The organism is Mangrovactinospora gilvigrisea (genome assembly GCF_001879105.1).
Lineage (GTDB): Bacteria > Actinomycetota > Actinomycetes > Streptomycetales > Streptomycetaceae > Mangrovactinospora > Mangrovactinospora gilvigrisea.
In genome coordinates this window covers 1-26,963 of record NZ_MLCF01000118.1, presented here as the reverse complement: position 1 = coordinate 26,963, position 26,963 = coordinate 1, and the positions used below count along the sequence as shown (strand labels likewise).

The 26,963-nt window shown below is 72.7% G+C and carries 26 protein-coding genes; 21 read left to right on the top strand and 5 right to left on the bottom strand.

The genetic code is table 11. The features are described from left to right. Window positions 1-10: 10 nt before the first annotated feature. On the bottom strand, window positions 11-670 hold the full coding sequence (locus BIV57_RS18815) for an MBL fold metallo-hydrolase (protein WP_071658014.1): 660 nt from the start codon (window positions 668-670) through the stop codon (window positions 11-13). 261 nt (window positions 671-931) lie between these two features. Between BIV57_RS18815 and BIV57_RS18810 the strand changes: the two genes are divergently transcribed. Beyond that, complete coding sequence (locus BIV57_RS18810; protein WP_071658013.1) at window positions 932-1,324, top strand: GntR family transcriptional regulator; 393 nt, start codon at window positions 932-934, stop codon at window positions 1,322-1,324. On the opposite strand, the gene BIV57_RS18805 is transcribed toward BIV57_RS18810, so the two are convergent. Continuing rightward, entirely contained in the window at window positions 1,300-2,274 is a 975-nt protein-coding gene (locus BIV57_RS18805; protein WP_071658012.1) for a LysR family transcriptional regulator, read from the bottom strand. The two genes, BIV57_RS18810 and BIV57_RS18805, sit on opposite strands and share 25 nt — an antisense overlap. 117 nt (window positions 2,275-2,391) lie before the next feature. Between BIV57_RS18805 and BIV57_RS18800 the strand changes: the two genes are divergently transcribed. Then, a complete protein-coding gene (locus tag BIV57_RS18800; protein ID WP_336446821.1) occupies window positions 2,392-2,925 on the top strand; it encodes a LysE family transporter in 534 nt (177 codons plus the stop codon). A 243-nt stretch (window positions 2,926-3,168) separates the two neighbouring features. On the opposite strand, the gene gndA is transcribed toward BIV57_RS18800, so the two are convergent. The 3 genes from gndA to BIV57_RS18785 form a co-directional block, all read right to left on the bottom strand. Next, entirely contained in the window at window positions 3,169-4,623 is a 1,455-nt protein-coding gene (gene gndA / locus BIV57_RS18795) for an NADP-dependent phosphogluconate dehydrogenase (protein ID WP_071658011.1), read from the bottom strand. Window positions 4,624-4,703: 80 nt separating this feature from the next. Then, complete coding sequence (locus BIV57_RS25375; RefSeq protein WP_071658010.1) at window positions 4,704-5,147, bottom strand: hypothetical protein; 444 nt, start codon at window positions 5,145-5,147, stop codon at window positions 4,704-4,706. Between the two features lie 89 nt (window positions 5,148-5,236). Next, on the bottom strand, window positions 5,237-6,499 hold the full coding sequence (locus BIV57_RS18785) for a PucR-like N-terminal domain-containing protein (protein WP_071658019.1): 1,263 nt from the start codon (window positions 6,497-6,499) through the stop codon (window positions 5,237-5,239). A gap of 381 nt (window positions 6,500-6,880) precedes the next feature. Here BIV57_RS18785 and BIV57_RS18780 point away from each other — a divergent pair, with 381 nt between their 5' ends. The 19 genes from BIV57_RS18780 (at window position 6,881) to BIV57_RS18690 (ending at window position 26,836) form a co-directional block, all read left to right on the top strand. Continuing rightward, complete coding sequence (locus BIV57_RS18780; RefSeq protein WP_071658009.1) at window positions 6,881-7,831, top strand: hypothetical protein; 951 nt, start codon at window positions 6,881-6,883, stop codon at window positions 7,829-7,831. 68 nt (window positions 7,832-7,899) lie between these two features. Continuing rightward, window positions 7,900-8,544 carry a hypothetical protein gene (locus BIV57_RS18775; protein ID WP_071658008.1) on the top strand — a complete coding sequence of 215 codons (645 nt, stop codon included), beginning with the start codon at window positions 7,900-7,902 and terminating at the stop codon, window positions 8,542-8,544. Between the two features lie 190 nt (window positions 8,545-8,734). Then, on the top strand, window positions 8,735-10,204 hold the full coding sequence (locus BIV57_RS18770; protein WP_139275716.1) for a DUF6801 domain-containing protein: 1,470 nt from the start codon (window positions 8,735-8,737) through the stop codon (window positions 10,202-10,204). A 610-nt stretch (window positions 10,205-10,814) separates the two neighbouring features. Then, window positions 10,815-11,885 (top strand): ABC transporter ATP-binding protein, encoded by a 1,071-nt coding sequence (locus BIV57_RS18765; RefSeq protein WP_071658006.1) that lies wholly within the window; start codon window positions 10,815-10,817, stop codon window positions 11,883-11,885. Next, window positions 11,882-12,688, top strand: coding sequence for an MlaE family ABC transporter permease (locus BIV57_RS18760; protein WP_071658005.1), 807 nt, complete (start codon window positions 11,882-11,884; stop codon window positions 12,686-12,688). The genes BIV57_RS18765 and BIV57_RS18760 overlap by 4 nt, the downstream gene beginning before the upstream one ends. Window positions 12,689-12,708: 20 nt before the next feature. Beyond that, entirely contained in the window at window positions 12,709-13,542 is an 834-nt protein-coding gene (locus BIV57_RS18755; RefSeq protein WP_071658018.1) for an MlaE family ABC transporter permease, read from the top strand. Window positions 13,543-13,544: 2 nt separating this feature from the next. Next, a complete protein-coding gene (locus tag BIV57_RS18750; protein WP_071658004.1) occupies window positions 13,545-14,861 on the top strand; it encodes an MCE family protein in 1,317 nt (438 codons plus the stop codon). Further along, a complete protein-coding gene (locus BIV57_RS18745; RefSeq protein WP_071658003.1) occupies window positions 14,861-15,907 on the top strand; it encodes an MCE family protein in 1,047 nt (348 codons plus the stop codon). Before BIV57_RS18750 ends, BIV57_RS18745 begins: the two co-directional genes overlap by 1 nt. Then, complete coding sequence (locus BIV57_RS18740) at window positions 15,904-16,920, top strand: MCE family protein (RefSeq protein WP_071658002.1); 1,017 nt, start codon at window positions 15,904-15,906, stop codon at window positions 16,918-16,920. Before BIV57_RS18745 ends, BIV57_RS18740 begins: the two co-directional genes overlap by 4 nt. Before the next feature lie 29 nt (window positions 16,921-16,949). Beyond that, the gene (locus tag BIV57_RS18735; protein WP_265737000.1) at window positions 16,950-18,107 is read left to right on the top strand and encodes an MCE family protein; all 1,158 of its coding nucleotides are present in this window, start codon (window positions 16,950-16,952) and stop codon (window positions 18,105-18,107) included. Next, window positions 18,104-19,258, top strand: a complete 1,155-nt coding sequence (locus BIV57_RS18730; RefSeq protein ID WP_071658001.1) for an MCE family protein — start codon at window positions 18,104-18,106, stop codon at window positions 19,256-19,258. Before BIV57_RS18735 ends, BIV57_RS18730 begins: the two co-directional genes overlap by 4 nt. Next, window positions 19,255-20,481 carry an MCE family protein gene (locus BIV57_RS18725; RefSeq protein WP_071658000.1) on the top strand — a complete coding sequence of 409 codons (1,227 nt, stop codon included), beginning with the start codon at window positions 19,255-19,257 and terminating at the stop codon, window positions 20,479-20,481. The genes BIV57_RS18730 and BIV57_RS18725 overlap by 4 nt, the downstream gene beginning before the upstream one ends. Continuing rightward, a complete protein-coding gene (locus BIV57_RS18720; RefSeq protein WP_245797799.1) occupies window positions 20,478-21,032 on the top strand; it encodes a hypothetical protein in 555 nt (184 codons plus the stop codon). The genes BIV57_RS18725 and BIV57_RS18720 overlap by 4 nt, the downstream gene beginning before the upstream one ends. A 1-nt stretch (window position 21,033) precedes the next feature. Continuing rightward, window positions 21,034-21,624, top strand: a complete 591-nt coding sequence (locus BIV57_RS18715) for a hypothetical protein (protein ID WP_071657999.1) — start codon at window positions 21,034-21,036, stop codon at window positions 21,622-21,624. A gap of 309 nt (window positions 21,625-21,933) precedes the next feature. After that, window positions 21,934-22,443 (top strand): hypothetical protein, encoded by a 510-nt coding sequence (locus BIV57_RS18710; protein ID WP_071658015.1) that lies wholly within the window; start codon window positions 21,934-21,936, stop codon window positions 22,441-22,443. After that, window positions 22,440-22,979 (top strand): hypothetical protein, encoded by a 540-nt coding sequence (locus BIV57_RS18705; protein ID WP_079170470.1) that lies wholly within the window; start codon window positions 22,440-22,442, stop codon window positions 22,977-22,979. Before BIV57_RS18710 ends, BIV57_RS18705 begins: the two co-directional genes overlap by 4 nt. 117 nt (window positions 22,980-23,096) lie before the next feature. Continuing rightward, window positions 23,097-24,599 (top strand): glycerol kinase GlpK, encoded by a 1,503-nt coding sequence (gene glpK, locus BIV57_RS18700; RefSeq protein ID WP_071657998.1) that lies wholly within the window; start codon window positions 23,097-23,099, stop codon window positions 24,597-24,599. Between the two features lie 169 nt (window positions 24,600-24,768). After that, the gene (locus BIV57_RS18695) at window positions 24,769-25,509 is read left to right on the top strand and encodes a histidine phosphatase family protein (protein ID WP_071657997.1); all 741 of its coding nucleotides are present in this window, start codon (window positions 24,769-24,771) and stop codon (window positions 25,507-25,509) included. A 112-nt stretch (window positions 25,510-25,621) separates the two neighbouring features. Then, on the top strand, window positions 25,622-26,836 hold the full coding sequence (locus BIV57_RS18690; protein WP_071657996.1) for a zeta toxin family protein: 1,215 nt from the start codon (window positions 25,622-25,624) through the stop codon (window positions 26,834-26,836). Window positions 26,837-26,963 lie beyond the last annotated feature (127 nt).

Sequence of the window (26,963 nt, the reverse complement as noted above, 5' to 3'; positions counted from 1 at the left end):
GCCGCTGCCGTCAGACCTCGGTGGGGGTGCCCTGCTCCAGGACCGTGACCTCGGTGCCCTTGGGGGCGAGGTTGGCCATCAGGCCGTGGTAGAGGTCCTGCGCGGGCGGGATGAGGATCGCCTGGTGGATGGGGACGGCGATGCGCGGGGCGACCTTGCGGACGTAGTCGACCATCTCCTCGGCCTTCAGCCAGGGGCCGCCGGCGGGGGCGAGGAGGACGTCCGTGCTGCTGCCGGCCGGCGGCTCGGCGTAGGAGTCGCCGGGGTGGAAGACCTTGCCGGCGATCAGGTAGCCGTTGTTGTCGACCTGCGGGATGTCGGGGTGGATGACGGCGTGCTTGCCGCCGGAGACCTCGATGGGGAGGCCCTGCACCTCGACGCGGTCCCCGGGCGCCAGCTCGCGGTGCGCGATGCCGGCCTCGGCGAGCTTCTTGCCGCTGCCCGGGTCGGCGAGCAGCACCGCGTCGGGGTTGGCGGCGAGCAGCGCCGGGAGGTTCTCCAGGTCCAGGTGGTCGAAGTGCTCGTGGGTGATGAGCACCGCGTCCAGGTCGGTGCGGTCCTGGAAGCCGGTCGAGAAGGCCCCGGGGTCGATGAGGATGCGTACGGTGCGTCCGTCCGCGTTCGTTTCCTCAACCAGCACGCAGGCATGGACGTAATGCGTCAACCGCATGGTGTTCCTCTCCTTCTCCGGGGTGATGGACCGGTGTGTCGCGGCCCGGCGGGCCGGGCCGGCACCGCCCCGGCGCTACAACAATCCTGTGACCGAGGCGCCCAAGGCGACCGGGGCCCGCCGGCGGAACGCGGCCGCTCCGCAGCCGCCGCCGACCCCACCGACCGTACTCCCCGATCCGGATCCCGACCCACCGGGGATCGCCGCCGACGTGCTCACCCTCTTCGCCGGCCGGATCGGCGGAACCGCCACAATGAGGCCATGTCCGCCGAGCCGAACCTGAGCGTCGACCCCGCCTCGTCCACCGCCCCCTACGAGCAGCTCCGCACCCAGCTGGCCGAACAGGCCCGCGCCGGGACGCTGCCCGTGGGGTACCGCCTGCCCACCGTCCGGGCGCTCGCCGGGGAGCTGGGGCTCGCCGTCAACACCGTCGCCAAGGCGTACCGGGCGCTGGAGGCGGACGGCGTCATCGAGACCCGGGGACGGCACGGGACGTTCATCGCCGCCGCGGCGGACGCCGCGTCCCGGGCGGTCGCCGCCGCGGCCCGCGCCTTCGCGGAGACGGCCCGGCACCACGGGCTGGACCGCAAGCAGGCGGAGGCGGCCGTGGCGGACGCGCTGCGGGCGGCCTACGGGGCCGGGTCCGGCGTCTGACGCTCCGCCACCCGGCGTCCCGCGTCCTGCAGCGCGAGCAGCAGTCGCGCCACGCCGGGGGACTCGTCCGCGCCCTCCCGCACCGCCGCCACGATCCGCCGCGACGGGACGGCGCCGGCCGCGCCGCCGCCCGAGAGCCGGACGCGCCGCGCTGCCGCGGCCGCCGGGCCCGAGGGATCCGGCGCCGTCCGCGGATAGAGGCACACCCCGAACCCCTGCCCCACCAGCCCGGCCACCGCGTGCCAGTCCACGGCGCCGTGCGCCACCCGCGGCCGGAACCCGGCCGCCTCCGCGGCGGCCAGCAGCAGCTGGTGCTGGTCCCGCGGATCGCCGGCCCGGATCCACGACTCGTCCGCCAACTCCCGGAAGGCCACCGCCGAGCGCCGCGCCAGCCGGTGGCCGGCCGGCACCAGCAGGTCCATCGGCTCGGTGAGCAGCGGGAACTGACGGATCCCCAGCCGCTCCGCCTCGCGCAGTGCCGGCTCCCCGGCGACCGGGATCACCACCGCCGCGTCCACCGTCCCGGCGGCCAGCAGCCGCAGCCGGTCCTCCTCCGGATCCTCGGTGACCTCCACCGCGACGGCCGCCCGCCCGTTCTCCAGCGACAGCGCCCGCACCGCCGGCGCCACCACCGCGGCCAGCGCGCTCGCCACCGCCGTCACCCGCAGCCGCCGCGGGCCGCCGTCCCCGGGGCGGAACCGCTCCAGGTCCTGCTGGAGCCGCTCCCATTCCCCGTACATCACCTCGGCGTGCTCCAGCAGCACCCGCGCCGCCGGGGTGAGCCGCACCCGCCGGCCGTCCTGCTCCAGCAGCCGGACGCCCAGCTCGGCGGCGAGCTGCCGCAGCTGGACGGAGACCGTCGACGGCGTCAGGTGCAGCGCCTCCGCGGCGGCGGTCACCGTCCCCTCGCGGGCCAGCGCGCGCAGCGCCCGCACCCGGTGGTCGATCATTCGGCCCCTCCTCACGGTGCCGTGCGGAAATCGTCGATGGACCGGCCCGCGGGCCTGCCCGAACCATGGGATCACCTCACCACCCCGCACCCCCCACGGTGAAAGGCGGCAAGAACCATGGACGTTCGGGCCCTCGGCTCCGGGCTCTGGGCCGGCTACGGCCTCGCGGTCCCCATCGGCGCGGTCGCGGTCCTGATGATCGCCATGACGGCCCGGTCGGGGCTGCGGTCGGGCGCGGCGGCCGCGCTCGGCGCGACCGCCGCGGACGCGGTGTACGCGGTGGCCGCGGCGCTCGGGGGAGCGGCGCTGGCGGATGCCGTCCGCCCCCTCGCGGTGCCGCTCCGCTGGACGGCCTGCGCGGTGCTGCTCGCCCTCGCCGCCCGCGCCCTGCGCGGCGCGCTGCGCCGCCCCGCTGGGCACGTCCCGGCCCCGGCACCGCCGCAACCCCTGCGCCCGGCCCGCGCCTTCCTCTCCTACTTCGCCCTCACCGCCCTCAACCCCTGGCCGGCGCTGTACTTCTCGGCGCTGATGCTCGGCGGCGGCATTGACGGCGGCATCGGCGGCGGTATCGGCGCGGGGAGCGGCGGGCGGTTCCCCGCGCTCGACGTCGCTCTCTACGTCCTGGGCATCGTCCTCGCGTCCGCCAGCTGACAGCTGCTCCTCGCCGGTGGAGCCGCGGCCCTCGGCCCGGTCCTCACCACCCCGCGGGGCGCCCGCATCACGGCCCTGGCCTCCGCGGCTCTCATCGCCGCTCTCGCGCTGCGCACCGCGCTCCGGGGATGACGCAGGACGCAGGACAACGCAGGACGACGCAGGACGACGAACGCCCCGGCACCCCACCCGCGGACGAAGAAGCCGTCGGGGTGAGGTGCCGGGGCGAGGGGGCCTCGTCCGTCAGGAGGTCTGCACCTCGGAGCGGTCGCCGCTCCAGAGCGTGTGGTAGGAGCCCGCCTTGTCCGTCCGCCGGTAGGTGTGCGCACCGAAGAAGTCGCGCTGCCCCTGCACCAGCGCCGCCGGCAGCCGCTGCGCGCGCAGGCCGTCGTAGTACGCCAGCGCGGAGGAGAACCCCGGCGCCGGGATGCCCAGCCGGGCCGCGGTGGCGACCACCCGGCGCCACGCGTCCTGGGCCGCGGCGACCGCGTCGCGGAAGTAGTCGTCCGTCAGCAGCGTCTCCAGGCCCGGGTTCTGGACGTAGGCGTCCGAGATCCGGTTGAGGAAGCGGGCCCGGATGATGCAGCCGCCGCGCCACAGCTTGGCCACCGCGCCCAGGTCGATGTCCCAGTCGTACTCGGCGGCGCCGGCCTGGATCTCGTTGAAGCCCTGGGCGTAGGCGACGATCTTCGACGCGTACAGCGCCTGCTCGATGTCGTCCGCGAACGACGCCGCCTCATCCCCCGTCAGCTCCGAGGCCGCCGGGCCGGGCAGCACGCCCGCGGTCTTCTCGCGCAGCGCCGCGCTGCCGGACAGCGACCGGGCGAAGACCGCCTCGGCGATGCCGGTCACCGGGATGCCCAGGTCCAGCGCGGTCTGCACCGTCCAGCGGCCGGTGCCCTTCTGCTCGGCCTGGTCCTCGACGACGTCGACCAGCGGCTTGCCGGTGGCCGCGTCGCGCTGCCGCAGCACCTCCACCGTGATCTCGATCAGGTAGGAGTCGAGGCGGCCCTCGTTCCAGCCCTGGAAGATCTCGGCGATCTCGTCCGTCGACTTGCCGAGGCCCTTGCGGAGCAGGTCGTAGGCCTCCGCGATGAGCTGCATGTCGGAGTACTCGATGCCGTTGTGCACCATCTTGACGAAGTGTCCGGCGCCGTCGGCCCCGATGTGGCTGCAGCACGGCTCGCCGTCCACCTTGGCGGCGATGTCGGTGAGCAGCGGGCCGAGCGCCTCCCAGGACTCCTTGGAGCCGCCGGGCATGATGCTCGGGCCGTTGAGGGCGCCCTCCTCGCCGCCGGAGATGCCGGTGCCGACGAAGTGGATGCCCTTGTCGCGCAGGGCGGCCTCGCGGCGCCGGGTGTCCTCGAAGTGCGCGTTGCCGCCGTCGACGATCATGTCGCCGGGCTCCAGCAGCGGGGCGAACTCGTCGATGACCGCGTCCGTCGGGCCGCCGGCCTTCACCATGATGACCAGCCGGCGCGGCCGCTCCAGGGAGGCGACGAACTCCTCGGCGCTGTAGGCCGGGACGAAGGTGCCCTCGTTGCCGAACTCCTCGACGAGGTCCTTGGTCTTGGCCTCCGTCCGGTTGTGGACGGCCACGCTGTGCCCGTGCCGGGCCAGGTTCCTGGCCAGGTTGCGGCCCATCACCGCAAGCCCGGTGACGCCGATCTCTGCCCTGCTGCCGGAGGTACCGGACATGTTGCTGCTCCCACCAGTCAAATGAGGGTTGGCTCTTGAAGCGAGCCTATCCGCACAGGGGCGCGAGGGCCGGGAACGTCTCACGGGTCGAACGGGCAGGGCTCCCCGCGGGCCAGATGCTCGCGGTGCACCTGCCTCGCCACCAGGATCTCCAGCCCCGAGCAGGCGGTGACGACGGCCAGCACCAGCATCACCAGCAGCGCGAACGCGGTGAACCAGGATCCGGCGATCATCGACATGGCCAGCACCATCGACGAGACCAGCGTGCAGCCGAAGAGGATCACCGTCCGCACCACGGAGGTGCGGACCTCGTCCGGCATCCGCCGGTGCGCGCGGCGCGGGGGCGGGAGCGGGGTGCCGATCGGGTCGATCGGCGGCGAGGGCGTGCGGGGCGGCGGCAGCGGCGACGACGCGCTGGGCGGGGGCGGGGCGGTGTCCGGGGTGGAGAGGCGCTCCATCGACCCGGGACCCGCGGAGGAGTCCCGCGGCGCGCGGCGGTCGTCGGGGCGCGGCGGGGCAGTCATCGGCTCGGCCCCCCTCCTGGCTGGTTCGGGTGCGGTTCCTCTCCGTCAACAACGGATGGACTGCCCCGATTTCTCCCCCCTATACCGGGTCAGGGATTTTCCATATGATCGCCATCGCCGCTCTTCTGGCGTAACTCCAGGCCACGCAGGGCGATCTCGGTGGCGAAACGTTCGTTCGGATCATGGATGAGGTCGCCCAGCAGCTCGTCGAGCTTGTGGAGGCGGTAGCGGACCGTCTGCGCATGCACCCCCAGCTGCTCCGCGATCTCGGTCGCCGCCTCCTGGTCGACGATCCTCCGCCGGAGCGTCTCGACGAAGGTGCCGCGCTTCTGCTCGCTGACGGCCTCCAGCGGGCCCAGCTGGCGACGCACCAACTGCTCCAGCAGGGCGGGGTCGTTCATCAGCCAGATCTCGGTGAGGTGCCGCGACGTCAGCAGGAGGGGCGCCGGCTCGATGGTCCCGGCCTCGGCGAGTTCGAGGGTGCGGCGCGCCCAGCGCATCGAGTCGGCGGCGCTCGCGATGACGACCGGGACGCCCACCGCGGCCCGCGCGCCGGTGGCGGCGGCCCACTCCTCCAGGGCGGTCAGCTGGGCGTCCGTCGGGGCGCCGGAGAGCAGCATGTGCGGCTCGTCGCCGGTGATGTTGACGAGGGCGCCCTCGCCGAGCTCGGGGGCGGACTGCGGGGCCTCCGCGGCGTTCGGGACGGCGACGGCCACCAGCGTCACCTCGGCCGGGACGGTGAACCGGATGTCCGCGGCCAGCTCTGTCACCGCCTGCTGCGGCGCCTTGTCCCCGGCGAGGATGAGCCGAAGCAGCCGCCGCTGCCGCCGGCCGGGCTCCTGCGGGCCGGTGGCCTCCGCCTCGCGGTAGCCCTCCAGGGAGAGCCGCTCCATCTCGTCGACGTAGCGGAAGAGGGTGTCGGCGAAGGAGACGGTGAACTCCTGCTTGAGGTTGAACTGGGCCCCCACCCGCTTGGCGCGCCGCAGCGCGACGCGCGCCCCGAGCCGGTAGGCGGCGCGCAGGTTGTCCATCGAGTTGCCCTCGTACGCCTCGTACCGGCCGAGGCGCCGGCACATCTCGTCGCGCACGGGGGAGAGGCTGGCGGGGTCGTCGACCCGTTCGACAAAGGTCGTCAGATTCTGCTCGACGCCGTCCTCGATCACATCCCTCGTCGGCCCGTCGAATAAGATCCGGTAGTCGGGGATTTCGTCGCGGATGGCATCCCGGATCTCCCGTACCAGACTGGGGAGTTCCGGCCACATGAGGGTGGCGACCTTCCGCGGAATCGGAGGAATGTAATCCGCACTGGCGGCGTCATGATCCGGTGCCCCGGAGTCCTGGGGGTCCGGCATCCCGTTGGTCATGTAGAGCGCCCCTTGTCTCGACCTCTGTGGCGGAAGAAGGGTGGAGCGGCGTGACGGACGGTCAGGCTATGGCGACCGGTCGTCGGGTGCCAGGGGTCGGGCCGTGGTTTTTTGTTATCGGCTGCCAAACGGCGTGGCGACCCCGCTCAGCCGGTGACAACCCGCGGTGATCACGTGCTGGTCGCGGCGGCTGCGAGGGGCGGCACGGCCGGTTGGCACCCGGTGAGTGTTCTGGAGACTTTCCTTATCACTGGCTGTCAAATTTCAAGCCGGGCAAAGATTTCGGGAACGAAGGCATTGCGACCATGTGACGCAGAGGTTAGCGTACCGGCGAGTAGTCGAGGTAACGGAATTGGAGCGTGGCGTCCCATGAGACGTAGATCAGCTCGATTACGGATCACCGCGGTCGGTGCGGGCGCGGCGCTGGCGGCGTTGCTGTCCGTCGGCTCGGCCAGCGCTGACACCACCCCTCAACTGGCCGGGGACTGGGCGCCGTTCAGTCGCTGCCCGGTGGACGACCCCGCCATGCTGGCCGCCGACGGCAGTTCGGATGTCGCCCAATGCATCTCGTCGCATTCGACGAGCGGCACCATGAAGCTTGGAAATACAACAGTTCCCACGGGAAATGCGGATCTCCAAATCGGCATCATCTCGCATAACTCGGGAGCGCCGGCGACCCTGGTCGCCCCGTCGGGCGGCGCCCTGGTGGCCGACTCCGCGGACATCCCCGGCGGGCTGCTCGGCCTGATGTGCCCCAGCAAGGTCCCGGTCATCAGCAGCATCTGCGACGGGATCACCAACAGCACCCTCAACCGGGTGACGGCCACGATGGTCTCGGCCGGCGCCCCGACGAACTTCAGCCTGCCGGCCGGCATCGGCACCGGTCAGCCGATGATGACCATCCCGGTCAAGATCAAGCTGAGCAATCCGTTCCTCGCCTCCACCTGCACCATCGGAACGGACTCCAACCCGATCCTGCTGAAGCCCGGCAACGACTCGGCGCCCTCGCTCGCGGCGCAGGGCTTCGACGGCAACGGGACGCCGGACTCCACGATCGGTTCGGCCATGACCCGGATCGCCATCACCGGCGCCGACCAGAGCGACAGCACCTTCGCCGTCCCGGGAGCCAGCAACTGCGGACTGCTCGGTGCGATCGACCTGGCCGTCGACCTCAAGACCGGCATCCCGGCGTCCTCCGGCACCAACAAGGTCGTGCTGAACAGCGCCAGCACCTACCTCGGCGGCCTCACGGCGCCGGGCGTGGCCGCTCCGAACGACGGCTCGACGCTCTCGCAGTACTGGCACTCGGCCGTGCAGTAGCGGCGGTTCGGGCACCATCCCCCCTCTCCCCCTCCCCTCCCGACACTCTCCAAGAGGAGTGCATCACCATGAGGAAGATCGGCATCAAGCTCGCGCTGGTGGCCGTCGCGGGCCTGTCCGGAGCGGCCATAGTCACGGCGCCGGCCATGGCGACCGCGGCGACGACGTGGACCGTCGGCCCGAACCCCTCGGAGACGTACTCGGCCTCCTCGCCGACCACGACCCTGACGGACAACGGCTTCACCATCACCTGTGCCAGTACCGCGAGCGGCACCCTGGCGAGCGCGACCGGCAACCCGGCGCAGGTCGGCACCATCGACAACGTGACGTTCACCGGCTGCACCAGCATCCTGGGCTCGGCGAGCGTCTCCAACCTTCCGCCGTCGAGCACCGACGCGCAGTGGACGATCAACGGTTCGGACTACAACGCGTCGACCGGCGTGACGACCGGCAACATCGGCAACATCAAGAACGTCGCCGTGACCGCGGCCTCGTGCCAGTTCACCGTGGGCGGCAAGGCCAGCGGCACCTACACCAACAGCAGCGGGGTGCTCGCGGTCAACAGCGTCTCCGGAGACCTGACGATCTCCGGCGTGACGGCCGGCTGCGCGGGCCTGGTCAGCAACGGCGACTCGCCGACCTTCGTCGGGAACTACACCGTGTTCACGCCGTCCGGCGGCACCACCACCCACCCGACCATCACGGGCAGCTGAACGGCTCCGCGCCTCTGAGCCGAGGCCGGCCGGGTTCCGGACGGGCAGTCAGGATCCGCTGCCCGCCCGGGACCCGGCCGTCGGCAGGCCGCCGGACGGGATCGACGATCGGAGATCAGGAATGCGCCAAGCGGTCGCCGCACGCGCCCTCACGCGAACCGGCGGTGCGGCCGTCGTCGGGTTGCTCGCAGTGGCGGGACTCCTGCCGTCGGCGGCCGCCGACGGCCCGTCGGCGCCCTCAGCGCTCTCCTACACCTGCCGGTTCCCCTCCGGCGACCAGCCGGTGACGGTGACGGTCGCCACGGAGCTCCCGGCGGCCGGCACCGCCGGACGCGCCGTGGATCCCGGGACCGTGACGACGTCGGTCGCGCTCCCCGACACCGAGGTGGCGGCGCTGGCCAAGCAGGGCACCTCGCTGACGGCCCGGACCTCGCTGGAGGTGGCGCTCACCGACGGCGGTACGGCCGCCACCGCCGCGTGGCCGGGCACCCAGCCGACGGCCGCCGCGGTGCCGTCCTCGGGCGGAATGACCGTGACGACCACGGGCCGCGCGCCGACCTTCGAGGGGGACACGCCGGGCAGGCTGACGGTCTCGGCGGGGAATCTGGACCTGCGGCTGCAGCTCTCCCCGGCATCGGCGGGCGCCGCCCCGGCCGAGGTGGACGCGTCCTGCACGGCGGACAGCGGACGGGTGACGACCGTCGGGACGGTCGACCTCGCCGGCCCCACCGGAACGCCCACGCCCCTGCCTTCGGGCCGGCCGCCGTCGATCGCGCCGTCCGCCGGCGCGGCGACGGCGCCACCGCGCGCTCGCACGGCCGGCCCCGCCCCGAAGTCCGCCGGCGCAGGGGGGAGGAGGGCCGGCACGGTGGTCCGCCCCGCCGCGCCGGAGTGCATCGGGGACCACTCGAATCCGCTCGCGATGTCCGCCTATATCACGGGGCTCTCGAACGTCAATAAACTGCACGGCGCCTCGCTGATCCCGGTCTCCTGCGCCAAGATTCTCCAGGGGCCCAGCAAGCTGGTGTTCGGCGGCGGGTACATCGTCACCATCCTCCAGCATTCGACGGGAAGCCTGTACTACAAGGGGGAGCCCGAGACGACGCCGGGTCGCGCCACCTTTCTGTCGTTCGGGTTCATGCCGACGACGGCGACGATGACGCTGCGCCAGATCGGCCCGATGACGATTGATTCGGTGCTCCACCAGGTGACCTTCACCTATCAGCAGGGCGAGACGGTGATCAGGGTCCCCCTCCAGCTGTATGTGTCGAACGTGACGGTCAACGGGAAGTCCCTGGACGTCGGACCGAACTGCCGCACCGAGGGGTCGGTCTACTCGCCGGACCCGGACGCGCCGGCCGGCGACGGCCCCCATCTGGTCGTGACCGGGCACGTCGAGAGCACCTCCGGGGTCACGGTCGGCTACACCCTCGTCAACGGCGGTGTCGTCGACGGCAGTGTCACCATCCCGCCCTTCACCGGCTGCACGGCCGGCGGGCAGGACCTCGACCCCCTGCTCACCGCCTCCATCTCGGGGCACGGGAACTACGTCAAGCAGGTCCAGGGCGGCGTCTGCTTCGCCGGAAACCAGGGCGACCCCGCGGCGAGCGGCTGCACGCCCGACTACCAGCCCCTGATCGTTCCCGAGCCCGAACGCTGAGCGCCGATCACCGGCGCCGCACAGGCCGGAGCCGCCGTGCCCCAAGCAGGCGGCTCCGTTCCCCAGGGGCCGCCGCGGACCCAACCACCCCCCAGGAGCCGCGGCGGCCCCCTTCCCCACGTCGGCGGGCCGGCCGTGCCCGGTCCCGTGCCGACCGGGCTCCCGGCCGCGCCCGAACGCCCGCCGACACACCGCCGATACACCCTCGATGACAAGGGAAATCGGCCGAACACTCACCGAGTGACAATTCCCCGCATCGATCCGGCGACGGCCGCAGAAAGCGCCGCGCGAGGTGTTGCGCCCGCTGTTACCCGCGCGTAGCGTCCGGCTGAAAAGGAGTGGGTGCGGCGGGAAATGACGGCGCCTCCGCTCTCCTCGACCACCGTGGTACCGCCCCCGGTTCCGCGGCGGCATTCGCCCTCGTGGGCGGAGCGCACGCTCACTCGGTGACAAGAAACCGAGCCGTGATTGTCACCGGGTGAGCGTGCGGGGGACCACCAGGCAATCGATGGCGAAAAGTATCCGACCGGCGTATTGCTCGCGGGGATTACCGCTGCGTAACGTCCCGCTCGCACCCGTCGCTGCAACCCCACCTGCCAGGGGAGGTGTCATGGGAATCGAGGTGAGGGTCGAGGGACTGACCAAGTCCTTCGGCAGCCAGAAGATCTGGCAGGACGTCAGCCTCACCCTGCCCGCCGGAGAGGTCAGCGTCATGCTGGGTCCGTCCGGCACCGGCAAGACCGTGTTCCTGAAGTCGCTGATCGGGCTGATCCGGCCGGAGCGCGGACGCGTGATGGTCGACGGGACCGACATGGTCGGAGGCCGCGAGCGCGACATCTACCGGACGCGCAAGCTCTTCGGCCTGATGTTCCAGGACGGGGCGCTCTTCGGGTCGATGAGCCTCTACGACAACATCGCCTTCCCGCTGCGCGAGCACACCCGCAAGAGCGAGAAGGAGATCAAGAAGATCGTCATGGAGCGGATCGGGATGGTCGGCCTGGAGGGCTCCGAGCGCAAACTGCCCGGGGAGATCTCCGGCGGGATGCGCAAACGCGCCGGCCTCGCCCGCGCCCTCGTCCTCGACCCGCAGATCATCCTCTGCGACGAGCCGGACTCCGGCCTGGACCCGGTCCGCACCTCCTACATCTCCCAGCTGCTCATCGACCTCAACGCGCAGATCGACGCGACGATGCTGATCGTCACCCACAACCTCGACATCGCCTCCACGGTGCCGGACAACATGGGGATGCTCTACAACCGCAACCTCGTCGCCTTCGGGCCCCGCGAGGTGCTGCTCACCAGCGACGAGCCGGTGGTGGCGCAGTTCCTGTGCGGGAGCCCCGAGGGCCCGATCGGGATGTCGGAGGAGAAGGACCAGGAGACCCTGGCGAAGGAGCGGGAGCGCGCCCAGGCCGCCAACGGGAGCGGCGGCGGCAGCGGCAGCACGCAGCGTCAGCGGGCCACCCTCGCCCCCCAGTTGACGCCCAGCGACGGCCTGCCGCCCCGCCAGGCGGTCAACCGCCACCGCGACCGGGTCCGCGGCATGCTCGGCACCCTGCCGGACGCCGCCCGCAAGGCGGTGCTGGACGCCGACCCGGGCCTCGCCGGCGCCCCGGCCGCCCCCGGCGGCGACCACGACGGCTCCACCATGGTGCTGCCGAAGGCGGTGACGGCCACGTGAGCGGCAACACCGCCCCCACCCGGTTACCGAACGCCGGCCGCGCGCTGTGGCCGCTGCGCGAGACGGGCCGGGTGCTGACGCTCGCCATCACCGTCGTCCGCGACACCTTCCGGCGGCCCTTCCAACTCCGCGAGCTGATCGAGCAGTTCTGGTTCGTCGCCAGCGTCTCCATCCTCCCCGCCGCCCTGGTCTCCATCCCCTTCGGCGCGGTGATCGCCCTTCAGGTCGGATCCCTCACCCAGCAGCTGGGCGCCCAGTCCTTCACCGGCGGCGCCAGCGTCCTGGCGGTCATCCAGCAGGCCAGCCCGCTGATCGTGGCGCTGCTGATCTCGGGCGCCGGCGGATCGGCGATCTGCGCCGACCTCGGCTCCCGCAAGATCCGCGAGGAGCTGGACGCCATGGAGGTGATGGGCATCAGCCCCGTGCAGCGCCTGGTGGTGCCGCGGGTGCTGGCCACCATGGGCGTCGCCGTCCTCCTCAACGGACTGGTCTCGGTCGTCGGCACGCTCGGCGGCTACTACTTCAACGTGCTGATGCAGGGCGGCACCCCGGGCGCCTACCTGCAGAGCTTCTCGGCGCTCGCCCAGCTGCCGGACCTGTGGATCAGCGAGGTCAAGGCGCTGATCTTCGGGTTCATCGCCGGCATCATCGCCGCCTACCGCGGGCTCAACCCGCGCGGCGGCCCCAAGGGGGTCGGCGACGCGGTCAACCAGTCCGTCGTCATCACCTTCCTGCTGCTGTTCCTGGTCAACCTCGCCATGACGATGATCTATCTGCACATCGTCCCGCCCAAGGGATCCTGAGGGGGAGGCCGACGATGTTCATGGAAGGCTCCCGCCGCAGGCTGCGCCCCGGCCGCCTGCTGGCCTGGCTCGACGCCCCCGGCGACCAGCTGGCGTTCTACGTCGCCGCGCTGCTGTGGATCCCGCGCGCGCTGCGCCGCTACCCGCGCGAGGTGCAGCGGCTGCTGTCGGAGGTGGCGTTCGGCACCGGCGGGCTCGGCATCATCGGCGGCACGGTCGGCGTGATGATCGGGATGACGATCTTCACCGGCACGGTCGTCGGGCTGCAGGGCTACGCCGCGCTCAACGAGATCGGCACCGCCGCGTTCACCGGGTTCATCTCCGCCTACTTCAACACCCGGGAGATCGCCCCGCTGGTGGCCGGGCTCGCGCTGTCGGCGACCGTCGGCGCCGGGTTCACCGCCCAGCTGGGCGCGATGCGGATCAACGAGGAGATCGACGCGCTGGAGGGGATGGGCATCCGCTCCATGCCCTACCTCGTCACCACCCGGATCATCGCCGGCACCGTCGCGATCATCCCGCTCTACGGGGTCGGGCTGCTCTGCTCCTACGTCGCCTCCCGCGTGATCACCACGGTCTACAACGGGCAGTCGGCCGGCACCTACGACCACTACTTCAACCTCTTCCTGTCGCCGGCGGACGTGCTGCTCTCCTTCCTCAAGGTGCTGGTCTTCAGCGTCATGGTGATCCTGGCGCACTGCTTCTACGGCTACCGGGCGAGCGGCGGGCCCGCCGGCGTCGGGGTGGCGGTCGGACGATCCGTCAGGAACGCCATCGTGCTGATCAGCGTCACCGACTTCTTCCTCTCCCTGGCCATCTGGGGAGCCACCACGACGGTGCGGGTGGCGGGCTGACCATGACCACCTCCGACCTGCGGGCCACCGCCCGCCGCCGCCTCACCGGGCTGCTGGCGCTCGCCGTGCCGCTGCTGCTGGTGTGGCTCTCGATCGCCTTCTACCACAAGGACTTCACGCACACCGACACCGTCACCGTGCTCACCGACTCCACCGGCAACGAGATGCACGTCCACGCGGACGTCAAGCTCCGCGGCGTCGTCGTCGGCGAGGTCTCCAAGATCTCCGCCAACGGCAGCCGGGCCAGCCTCACCCTCGCCATGCAGCCCGGCAAGATGCGGCAGATCCCCTCCGGCGTCAGCGCCCAGATGCTGCCCACCACCCTCTTCGGCGAGCGCTATGTCGCCCTGGTGCCGAACTCCGGCGCCGGCGGCGGGATGCAGACGGCCGCCGACCGCGCCGACGGGACCGTCGCCGACCCGCTCCGGGCCGGCGCCACCATCGACCAGGACCGCTCGCACAACGCCATCGAGCTCCAGCAGGTGCTCGACCACACCCTGCCGCTGCTCACCGCCGTCAAGCCGGAGAAGCTCTCGGCCACCCTCACCGCCGTCTCCCAGGCCCTGGACGGCCGCGGCGCCGAACTCGGCGCCTCCGCCGACACCCTCGCCGCCTACCTCAAGAAGCTCAACCCGGACCTGCCGCTGCTCACCGCCGACATCCGGCGGCTGGCCACCGTCAGCGGGGTGTACGCCGACGCGGCGCCCGACCTGCTGGCCGGCCTGGAGAACCTGACGAAAACCAGCGCCACCGTCGCCTCCCAGCGCGACCAGCTGGCCACGCTCTACGGCTCGGCGGCCAACGCCTCCACCGACGCCCGCGGGTTCCTCGACCAGAACGCGGCGAACATCATCCGGCTGAACGCGGCGAGCCGCCCCAGCCTGCAGCTGATGCAGAGGTACTCGCCCGAGTTCCCCTGCCTGCTGAAGACCCTCTCGGACTTCGTGCCGAACATGGACAAGGCGCTCGGCAAGGGGACGGACAAGCCCGGCCTGCACGTCTCGGTCACCGTCACCGAGCCGCGCGGCGCCTACAAGCCCGGCGCCGACACCCCCACCTACACCGCGAGCGGCGGGCCCGCCTGCTACCCCGTGCCCTACAGCGGCGTCCCCCGCGCGACGGCCGCCCCCCTCGCCGTCACCCCGCTGAACGCGGCCACCGCCCGGGGCAGCCTCGGCATCGCCAACTCGCCCGCCGAGAACACCCTCGTCAACGAGCTGCTGGCGCCGGCCCTGCACACCAAGCCGACCAGCCTTCCCGACTGGAGCAGCGTGCTGACCGGACCCGCCTTCCGCGGCACGGAGGTGAGCGTGAAGTGATGGGCCTTCGGATGCGGATCCGCCCGGGCCTCCTCGGGCCGCTCATCAAGTCGATCGTCTTCATCGTGGTGACCGGCCTGGCCACCGCCGGCCTCGGCTACGCCATCGCCGACACCGCCACCACCGGCACCGTCCACTACCACGCCCGCTTCAGCGACGTCACCGGGCTGCTGCCCGGCGACAGCATCCGGATCGCGGGCGTGAGCGTCGGACGGGTCGACGGCATCCACGTCGTCGACCACCGCGTCGCCCGGGTCGACTTCTCGCTGCAGAAGGGGCATCCGCTGCCGGCCGGGGCGACCGCCTCGGTGAAGTACCTCAACCTCGTCGGCCAGCGCTACATCGAACTCGACCGCGGCAGCGCCCCGGTGGGCGACACCCTGGCCACCGGCGCCACCATCCCGCTCGCCCGCACCAGCCCGGCGCTCGACCTCACCCAGCTCTTCGACGGCTTCCGGCCGCTCTTCCAGGGGCTGTCGCCGAAGGACACCAACGAACTCGCCGGCGAGATCATCCAGGTGCTGCAGGGCGAGGGCGGCACCGTCGACTCGCTGCTCACCCACATCGGCTCGCTCACCACCGACCTCGCCTCCCGCGACAAGCAGATCGGCGAGGTCATCGACAACCTCAACAAGGTCCTCGCCACCGTCAACACCCGCGAGTCCGGCCTCAACGAGCTCATCGGGACGCTGAAGCAGCTGGTCTCCGGCTTCAACACCGACCGGCAGCCGCTCGGCGAGGCCGTCACCGCGATGGCGTCGCTGACCACCACCACCGCCGGGCTGCTCAACGACGGCCGCTCGCCGCTGAAGTCCGACATCGACCGGCTCGGCGGACTCGCCACCAACCTGGACGCCGCCGAACCCCAGATCACCTCCTTCCTCACCACCACCCCCGAGAAGATGACGGCCATCGCCCGCACCGTCTCCTACGGCTCCTGGCTCAACGCCTACCTGTGCCAGGCCACCGTCACCGGCGTCACCACCTCCACCGGCGAGAAGCCCCCGACCGGCGTCACCGGCCACGCTGCGAGGTGCGGATCATGAGCCTGCTGCGGCGCCACCCGCTCTCCGTCGGCCTCGTCGGGCTGCTGATCGCCGCCCTGGTGGGGCTGCTGGTCGCCAACGCCGACGCGCTGCCCGTCATCGGCGGCGGCACCACCTACACCGCCAGGTTCACCGAGGCCGCCGGGCTCGACCCCGGCAACGAGGTGCGGGTGGCCGGCGTCAAGGTCGGCAAGGTGACGGGGGTGAGCCTGGACGGCGACCGGGTGCGGGTCACCTTCAACGTCAAGGACACCTGGATCGGCGACTCCTCCACGGTCTCCATCGCCATCAAGACGCTGCTGGGGGAGAAGTACCTCGCCGTCGACCCGCTCGGGGCCGGCAAGCAGGACCCGTCCACCCCGATCCCCACCAGCCGCACCGTCTCGCCCTACGACGTCACCCAGGCGCTCAACGGGCTGGGCTCGACCTTCGACCAGCTGGACACCAAGCGCCTCGCCCAGGCCTTCAACGCCGTCTCCGGCGCGTTCGCCAACACCCCGCCACAGGTCAGGACGGCGGCGCACGGGCTGGCGGCGCTCTCGCTGACGCTGTCGAAGCGGGACGCCTCGCTCGCCCGGCTGCTGGACGGCACCCGGCAGATCACCCAGACACTGGCCGGCCAGAACGGCAACTTCCAGACCCTGCTGACGGACGGAAACCAGCTGCTGGGGGAGGTGCGGATGCGGCGGGACGCCATCCACGCGCTGCTCGTCGGCGCCACCAACCTGGGCACCCAGCTCGCCGGGCTCATCCAGGACAACACCAAGCAGCTCGCCCCGACGCTCGCCGCGCTGGACCGGGTCACCGGCGTCCTGAACAAGAACCAGAAGAGCCTCGACAAGACGCTGAGCCTCGCCGGGCCCTACTACCGGCTGCTCACCAACGCGCTGGGCACCGGGCACTGGTTCGACGCCTACCTGTGCGGGCTCGTCCCCAAGGACTACCTGCCCACCGGCACCCAGCCGGCCACCGGCTGCATGCCGCCGAACACGACCAGCGGAGGAAGCAGATGAGGATCCCCCGCATCCCCCGCATCCCCCGCGTGCCCCGGGGCAGAGCCCCGGACGCGACGCCGCCGGAGGAGGCCGAGACGGTGGCGCTGCCCGCGGTCGAGGCGGAGGCGGCGGACGAGGTGAAGGCGGCGGAGGCGGACGAGCCGGACCCCTCCGCTCCCCGCCGCAACCCGGCCGCCCGGCGGGCCGCCGTCATCGGCACGGTGCTGGTGCTGCTCGCCGCCGCCGGCTACGGCACCGCCACCGCCCTGCAGCCCGACGACCGCACCGCCACCGCGCTCTTCGACCACACCACCGGCCTCTACGCCGGCTCCGACGTGCGGGTGCTGGGCGTGCGCGTCGGCCGCGTCACCGCCGTCAAACCCGAGGGCACCCGGGTGCGCGCCACCCTCGCCCTCGACCCGGACGTGCACATCCCCCAGGGCGCCGACGCCGTCATCGTCACCCCCAGCGTCGTCGCCGACCGCTACATCCAGCTCACCCCCGCCTACACCGGCGGGCCGCGGATGGCCGACGGCGCGCTGATCCCCGCCTCCCGCACCGCCACCCCGCTGGAGATCGACCAGCTCTACAGCTCGCTCTCCAAGCTCGCCGACAGCCTCGGGCCCCACGGCGCCAACAAGAACGGCGCCCTCTCCCAGCTGATCTCCACCGGGGCCGCCAACCTGGACGGCAACGGCAAGGCCATCGGCGACGCGCTCGCCCAGCTCGGCAAGGCCACCCGCACCCTCGCCAACCACAAGGGCAACCTCTTCGCCACCATCCGCTACCTGCAGTCCTTCACGGCGATGCTGCAGCGCAACAACACCGGCGTGGCCACCGCCGAGAGCCAGCTCTCCGACGTCGCCACCTTCCTCGCCGCCGACCGCACCGATCTCGCCTCCGCGCTCAAGCAGTTGGCGATCGCCCTCGACCAGGTGCAGAGCTTCGTCAAGGACAACCGGGCCAAGCTCAAGCACAGCATCGACCTGATCACGCCCATCGCCCAGACGCTCGTCGACCAGCGCGCCTCGCTCGCCGAGACCCTGGACACCGTGCCGCTCGCCGCCGACAACGTGCTGCGCGCCTACAACCCGTCCACCCGCACCCTGGACAGCCGCGGCGACCTCAACGAGATCAGCATGGGCAAGATCCTGCCGCTCCCCGGCACCGACCCCACCACCACGGCCGGGGGGAGCACCCCATGAGACGCCGCCTCGCCGCCGCCCTGGCCGCCACCACCGCTGCCACCACCGCCCTGCTCGCCGCCGGCTGCTCCGGCGCCCCGGACCTGGCCGCCATGCCGCTGCCCGGCGGCGCCAGCCTCGGCTCCCACCCGTACACGGTCACCGCCGACTTCAGCAACGTCCTCGACCTCACCCCGCAGTCCGCGGTGAAGGTCAACGACGTCGCCGTCGGCCGGGTCGCGAAGATCGGGCTCGCCCCGGACGGCTGGACCGCACGCGTCACCCTGCGCATCAACGACAGCGTCACCCTGCCGGCCAACGCCTACGCGCACATCGAGCAGTCCAGCCTGCTGGGCGAGAAGTACGTCCAACTCGCCCCGCCCGCCACCGGATCCACCGGACGGCTCGCCAACGGCGCCGTCATCCCGACCTCCCGCACCAACCGCGACCCCCAGGTGGAGGAGGTCCTCGGGGCGCTGTCGATGCTGCTCAACGGCGGCGGCATCAACCAGCTGAAGAGCATCACCACCCAGCTGAACGCCGCCATGCACGGCAACGAGCCGCAGATGCGGGCCGTGCTCACCCGCATCAACTCCCTCGCCACCGGCCTGGACACGCACCGCGGCGACATCACCGACGCCATCGACGGCGTCAACCGGCTCTCCGCCACCCTCGCCGCCCGGCAGGGCGAGCTGGGCGACGCCCTCACCGGGCTCAGCCCCGGCATGAAGGTCCTCTCCGACCAGCGCGGCCAGCTGATGACCATGCTCGGCTCGCTGGACAAGCTCTCCGGCACCGCCGTCCACACCGTCAACCAGACCCAGGACGACCTCGTCGCCGACCTGCGCAGCCTGGAGCCCGTCCTCACCACCCTCGCCGCGGCCGGCAAGAACCTGCCCAACTCCCTCCAGGTGCTGCTCACCTACCCCTTCACCGACCAGGTGCTGCGCGGCATCAAGGGCGACTACCTCAACCTCTACCTGGACGTCGCCGCCCAGCCCGGCACCCAGATCATCCCGGCGATCACCCCGAGCCCCACGGCCTCCGCCTCGCCGTCCGGCTCCGCCTCGCCCTCCGCGGCCGCCCGCGCCCGGACACCGGCCCGCACACCGGCCCGGGCCACCCCCGGCACGACCCCCGTCCCCCTGCCGACCGGAGGCGGCAAGCAATGATCACCACTGCGATCCGCCTCAAGAACCTGCTGTTCATCCTGCTGGCCGTCGTCGTCCTCGGCTACACCGGCATCCACTACGCCGACCTCGGCCACCTCGTCGGCATGCGCGGCTACTACACCGTGCACGTCGACCTCGCCGAGACCGGCGGCCTCTACACCGACGCCGACGTCACCTACCGGGGCGTCAGCGTCGGCCGGGTGGGCGCCCTGCACCTCACGGACGACGGCGTCCGCGCCGACCTGCACATCAACAGCTCCGCCCCGCCCATCCCCAGCACCCTGCACGCCTCGGTCGCCAACCTCTCCGGCGTCGGCGAGGAGTACATCGACCTCAAGCCGTCCGCCGTCGGCTCCCCCTACCTCGCCGACGGCGCCACCGTCCCCGAGGCCCAGACCTCCACCCCGGCGCCCGTCACCTCCGTGCTCAGGAGCGTCGACGCGCTCGCCTCCTCGGTGCCGCTGGACAAGTTGCGCACCGTCATCGACGAGATGGACAGCGTCTTCGCCGGGCACGGCGAGGACCTCCAGGTGCTCCTCGACACCTCCAGCTCCTTCCTGAAGACCGCCGACCAGCAGTACCCGACCGGAAAGGCGCTGATGACCAGCGGCGCCACCGTGCTGGACACCCAGGCCTCCGAGGGCGACGCGCTGCGCGCCTTCGCCGCCGGCACCCGCAGCCTCTCCGCCCAACTGGACGCCTCCGACCCCGACCTGCGCCACCTCATCGCCTCCGGGCCCGGCGCCGCCCAGCAGGTCTCCGCGCTGCTGCGGGACGTCGACCCCAACCTCAGCGTCGTCCTCGCCAACCTGCTCACCACCTCCGAGGTGGCGCTCACCCGGCAGCACGGCATCCAGGAGCTGATGGTGCAGCTGCCCAAGGTCGTCGCGGCCGGCTCCACCGCGATCAACGCCAGCGGCGCGCACATGGGCATGGCGCTCACCTTCTTCGACCCGCTGCCCTGCACCGCCGGATACGGCGGCACCACCTACCGCAACGGGCTCACCACCAGCGCCGGAACGCTCAACACGGGTGCGCGCTGCACCGCCTCCGCGAAGAGCGGCACCAATGTGCGCGGCAGCCAGAACGCCCCCTCCGGCGGCCCCGTCCCGAACCCCGCGCAGCCCGGCGGCGCCCCGACCTGGAGCCCGCTCTCCACCGCCGGGACGAGCACCGGAGCCACCACCATGAGCGGCCTGCTCGGACTGGAGGCCGGCCGATGACGCTGCCCCGCCCAACGCTCCTCCGCCCGACGCTCCCGCGCCTGACGCCCCGCCGGCTCGTCCGGGGGCTGGCCACCCTGATCGTCCTCGCCGCCACCGCCGCGTCCGCCTGGACCTACGCCGACGCCCGCGGCTCGTCCGCGCTCACCGGCGGACGGGCCCGGGACGCGGCGCTCGCCACCGGGCGGCAGCTGGTCGCCCGCCTCAACACCCTGGACGTCCACCATCTCGACGCCGACCTGACGGCCTGGCAGAACGCCACCACCGGGCCGCTCCACGACCAACTGGCCCGCAGCCGCTCCGCGACCCGCAGCAGCCTGGCGCGGGCCGGCACCAGCACCAGGGGGACGGTGACGGACGCGGCGCTGACCGAGCTCGACCCGGGCGACGGCACCGCCAAGCTGATCGCCGCCGTCACCGTCGCCGTCACCAAGGACGGCACCACCACCGACGCCCGCAAGCGCTTCGAGGCGGGCCTGACCCGCACCTCGGGCGGCGCGTGGCGCCTCACCTCACTGACCGCCCTGCCCGCCGCGGGAGGCGACTCCTGACATGAGCGCCCACCCGTCGCCCGACCTCCGCCCCTCGACGACCGGCTCCGCCCGGCCCCTGACAACCGGCAAGCGCGCCCCCAAGGCCCGCCGGCCGCGCCTGGCGAAGCGGCTGCTGCCCGTCGTCCTCGCCGGGCTGCTCGCCTTCTCCGGCTGGGCGCTGGTCGCGGCCCGCGACCTGGACTCCTCGGCGGCGGCGGGCAACCGCGCCCTCACCGACAAGGCCGGCACCGCGGCCGCCACCGGCGACATCAGCAACACCCTCAACACCGTCTTCTCCTACGGCCCCAAGAGCCTGGACGCCACCCAGCAGGCCGCCCGCCAACTGCTCACCGGCACGGCCGCCCGGCAGTACCAGCAGCTGTTCGCCCAGGTCCGCAGCCGCGACTCCGCTCAGCAGCTCACCCTCTCCACCCAGACCGTGCGCGCCGGCGTTGTCACCCTGCACGGCGGCACGGCGCGGCTGCTGGTCTTCCTCGACCAGACCAGCAGCCGCGCCGACGGCAAGAAGGCGACCGCCGCCGCCCAGCTCTCCGTCGACGCCCGACTGAGCCACGGGCAATGGATCATCACCGCGCTCACGGCCCGCTAGCCCGGCACCACCAGCAAAGGACGGAACCGCATGACCCTGCGAGGAGCCCGCAACCCCCTGGTCGCCGCCGCCCTGGCGCTCGCCTCCCGGCCGTCGCAGCCCGCCGGGGCGAGCGGGGCCTCGACCGCGGTGCTGCCCGAGCCGGAGGCCGCCGACGGGGACGGGCCCGCCGCGCAGGAGCCGGCCCCCGCACCCGAGCCGGCCCCCGCACCCGAGCCGGAACCGGACGACCCGTCGGATCCCCCCGGAGACACCCCCCAGGACACCGCCGAGGAGGACGCGCCGGCCGCCCGGCGCCCCCGCTCCCGGCTGCTGCTCACCGCCCTCGCCGTGCTCCTCCTCGCCCTCGGCGCCGCCGTCTGGGCCTCCGTCGGCTGGTACCGCGCCGCCCACGACACCACCGCCGCCTACTCCCGCGATCGCGACGCCGCGCTGGCCGCCGGCGAGCAGGCCGTCCAGAACCTCAACACCCTCGACCAGCAGCACCTCGCCGCCGGCCTCGCCCTCTGGGACTCCTCCACCACCGGCAGCCTGCACACCCAACTCGCCCAGGGCCGCGCCCCGTTCCTCAAGCAGGTCAAGCAGGCGAAGACCAGCACCACCGCCAAGGTGCTCTCCGCCGCCCTCACCGAACTCGACGACCGCGCCGGACGGGCACAGCTGATGGTCGCCCTCAAGGTCACCGTCACCGCCCCCGGGCAGCAGGCCACCGCCAAGACCGAGCGCCTCACCGGCCAGCTCACCCGCGTCCACGGCGGACGCTGGCTGCTCAGCGACCTCGGCCAGGCCCCCACCGACGACGGGAGCACCCAGCAGTGACCCTCCGCCAGCGCACCGCCCTGATCGCCGCGTTCGCCGCCGCCGCCCTGCTGATCGGCTACGCCGCCTTCGCCGCCACCCGCGCCTCCGCGGCCGGCGGCGGTTCGGCGGACCCCGCCTCCCGCAACACCGCGCTCACCGACGCGGCCGGCACCAGCGCCCTCAAGGGCGCCGTCACCAGCGCCGTCAACGCCGCCTTCTCCTACGACTACGCCAAGCCGAACGCCACCCAGCAGGCCGCCGACAAGTGGCTCACCGGACGCGCCCGCAGCCAGCACGCCACCATGTTCCGCGCCATCCGCGCCCAGGGACCCAAGCTGAAGCTGCTGCTGACCACCACCGTCACCGGCGCCGGCGTCCAGCAGCTGAACGGCGGCCGCGCCCGCGTGCTGATCTACGCCGACCAGCGCACCGTCGCCACCCCGGCCAAGGCCAAGTCCCCGCAGTCCTCCGACGCCCCCGCGGCCTTCGCCGCCGACGCCGTCAAGACCGCCTCCGGCTGGCGCCTCACCACCCTGGACACGCTCGGACAGTAGGACGCCGCACGCGTCTTGACGGTGATCCGGGGGCCTGCAATCGTCCCAAGCACGCTCGCTCCCAGCACGCTCCCCACACCCGTGTGGCATTCGACTTCCGATTGCGAGGACGGCAACGTGACCGAGCAGGACACCTTCGTTGCGGCGATCGACCAGGGGACGACCTCCAGCCGGTGCATCATCTTCGACACCGCGGGCCGGATCGTCTCGGTGGACCAGCAGGAACACCGCCAGATCTTCCCCAAGCCCGGATGGGTCGAGCACGACGCCACCGAGATCTGGGCCAAGACGCAGTCCGTGGTCGCCGGCGCGATGGCCCGCGCGGGCATCCGCCGCGAGCAGCTGCGCGCGCTCGGCATCACCAACCAGCGGGAGACCACGCTGCTGTGGGACCGCCGGACGGGCAACCCGGTGCACAACGCCATCGTCTGGCAGGACACCCGCACCGCCGACCTCATCAACCAGCTCGGCGGCGAGTTGGGCCAGGAGCGCTTCCGCGAGCGCACCGGCCTCCCGCTCGCCACCTACTTCGCCGGACCCAAGCTGCGCTGGCTGCTGGACAACGTCGAGGGCGCCCGCGAGCGCGCGGAACGCGGCGAACTGGCCTTCGGCACCGTCGACTCCTGGCTGATCTGGAACCTCACCGGGGGAGTGGACGGCGGCAAGCACGTCACCGACGTCACCAACGCCAGCCGCACCATGCTGATGAACATCGAGACCCTGGAGTGGGACCAGAGCATCCTCGACGAGATGGGCATCCCGGCGGCCGTGCTGCCGGAGATCCGCTCCTCGTCGGAGGTGTACGGCGAGGCGACGGGCCAGCTGACCGGCGTCCCCGTCGCCTCCGCGCTCGGCGACCAGCAGGCCGCGGTCTTCGGCCAGGCCTGCTACGACGTCGGCGAGGCCAAGTGCACCTACGGCACCGGCAGCTTCCTGTTGCTCAACACGGGCGAGCGCGCCGTCGCCTCCCAGCACGGCCTGCTGACCACGGTCGGCTACCGGCTCGGCAAGGACCGCCCCGTCTACTGCCTCGAGGGCTCCATAGCCGTGACGGGCGCGCTGGTCCAGTGGCTGCGCGACCAGCTCGGCATCATCTCCAGCGCCGCCGAGATCGAGACGCTGGCGTCCTCCGTCGAGGACAACGGCGGCTGCTACTTCGTCCCCGCCTTCTCCGGCCTGTTCGCCCCGTACTGGCGCTCCGACGCCCGCGGCGTCATCGCCGGGCTGACGGCCTTCGTCGGCAAGGGGCACATCGCGCGGGCGGTGCTGGAGGCGACGGCCTGGCAGACCCGCGAGGTCGTCGACGCCATGCGCCAGGACGCCGACCTCGACGTGACCGAACTCAAGGTGGACGGCGGCATGACCGCCAACAACCTCCTGATGCAGAACCAGGCCGACGTCCTGGACGTCCCGGTGGTCCGGCCGGTCATCGCCGAGACGACGGCGCTGGGTGCGGCGTACGCGGCCGGCCTCGCGGTCGGCGTCTGGAGCGACCTCGCCGAACTCCGCGAGAAGTGGGCCGCGGACAAGACCTGGCACCCCGCCATGGACGCCGCCACCCGCAACCGCGAATACGGCCAGTGGAAGAAGGCCGTCTCCCGCACCTTCGACTGGGCCTGACGGCCCGGCACCTGACGCGGCACCCCGGCCGGACGGAGAAGCCGTCCGGGCGGGGTGCCGGGGTGCTGGGGTGCCGGGGCTTCGGGGCGGCTGACCCCGCACCGCGCGGCGCGACCAACTCCGTACGAACCCATAGCGATCCCGCACCCCAACCCCGATAATCGCGACCATGGGGGACCCCGCAGCCAACACACCGTCAGCCGCCGCCGAACTCCTCGCGGCCCGCCACGGCCAAAGCCTCGCCAACCTCCGCATCCCCGCCGCCGAAGCCGCCGGCCAGGCCGTCACCGGCCTCCCCGCCCGAGACGCCGACGTCCCGCTCACCCCCCTCGGCATCCGCGAGGCCCGCGCCCTCGGCACGCACCTCTGCCGTCCCCCGCACAGCCCCACAACCGTCCTCATCTCCCCCTACACTCGCACCCGCGACACCTACCAGAACGCCGTCATCCAGGCTGCTCAGGACGGCCTGATGCTCCCGGTCGCCACCGTCGACGACCGCCTCCGCGACCGCGCCCAGGGCATCTTCCAGCTCCTCACGGACGCCACCGCCCGCCGCCGCTTCCCCCAGGAGCACGCCCGCCGCGCCCAGCTCGGCCCGTACCGCCACCGCCCCCCGGGCGGCGAGAGCTTCCCGGAGGTGCTCGCCCGCGTCCGCGCACTGCTCGACGACATCCGCTACACCTACTCGCCCACCCCCGGCACGCGGATCCTCCTCGTCACCCACGACGCCGTCATCCTCGCGCTGCGCGCCCTCGCCGAGGGGCTCGACCCCGCCGACCCCGAGGACGAACACGCTCTGGCCGCCGTCCCCATGGCTCCCACCGGCTCCCTCAGCCGCTGGCGCCTCGACGCAAACGGCACACTGACCTTGACGGCGTACGGTGCCACCGAGCACCTTGCCGCAGCCTGACGCCCGAGCAGACCGCACCGACCGCACCGACCGCACCGACCGCACCAACAGCACCGACAGCACCGACCGCACAGTCCGCCGAACGCCGACACCCCGAGGGAGGGATGACACCGTGTCAACGCACCAAGCGGGACAGCCCACCCACGCGACCCCCTCCCACCTCGTCGACCGCCTCACCCCCTTCCCCTGGGACAGCGAGGCGGCCTTCGCCTACGAGACCGCCGTCGAGGACCTCAACGCCCTCGCGGGCGCCTGCACGGCCGGCTTCGCCGCCGCCACCTCCCGCGGCGACCACGCCCTCGCCGACTCCCTCGCCGAGCGCCGCCGCGCCTGCCACCGCCGCCGCGCCGCGCTGCAGCCCACCGACGAGGAGGCCGTCGCCCGCACCCGCGCCGAGGCGTCCGCCGCCGCCGACGCCGTCCGCAACCGGGCGGCCGGGCCGGTCGCGACCCGCCGCGCGGCCACCGTGCCGGCCCAGCCGTCCCCGGACGGCCAGCTCAGCGAGGTCCACAACAGCAAGATCTTCCAGGAGGAGATCGTCCCGGACCTCCTCGACGGGCCCGAGCACCGCGCCGCCCCCGTCGCCGTCGTCCTGCTGGGCCAACAGGGGGCGAGCAAGACCCGGATGGCCAAGGAGATCGTCCCCGGCCTCGCCGCGGGCGGCGGCCACGCCGACATCGACGCCGACTACTACAAGCCGTACCACCCGGCCTACGACGGGCTGATCAACTCCGACGACCGCATCCTCGCGCTGCGCACCGGACGCGACGGCCAGCGCTGGATGCGCCTCGCCCTCGGCCACGCCCGCGAGCAGCGCGTCAACATCCTCGTCCACGAGACCGCGCAGAGCCCGGCCTACTTCGAGGACCTCCTCCAAGGCTTCCGCCGGGACGGCTACCGGGTGGAGGTGCTGGTCCTCGGCGTGCCGGAGGCGATGAGCCGGCAGGGCATCCTCAAGCGCTACCACGAGCAGGTCCGCGACCGCGGGCACGGCCGACTCACCGTCACCACCAAGGCCAGCCGCAGCTACGAGGGCATCCTGGAGGCCGCCGACCTCATCGACCGCGGCCACCTCGCCGACACCGTCGCCGTCGTCCGCCGCGGCGGCAGCCTCCAGTACCGCAACAGCCTCACCGAGGACGCCACCGCCTGGACGGACGAGCCGCGCCTGCGCGCCGCCATCGACGAGGAGCGCCTCCGCCCCTGGACGCCCGAGGAGACCGCCGACTTCCTCCGCGTCCACGCCCGCCTCACCGCCGAGCTCGACCCCAAATGGCAACCCGAACTCGACCACATCTCCCACCTCGCCGACCCCCTCAAGGCCTGACGGCCGCCCGCCGGCCACCGACCCACCCCGCACCGCCAACCACCCCGGGTGGGGTGCCGGGGCTTCGGGGCGGCAAACCTCGCACCGCGCCCAGCGTGACCCTGGAACGTCGCGCACCCACCCAGTA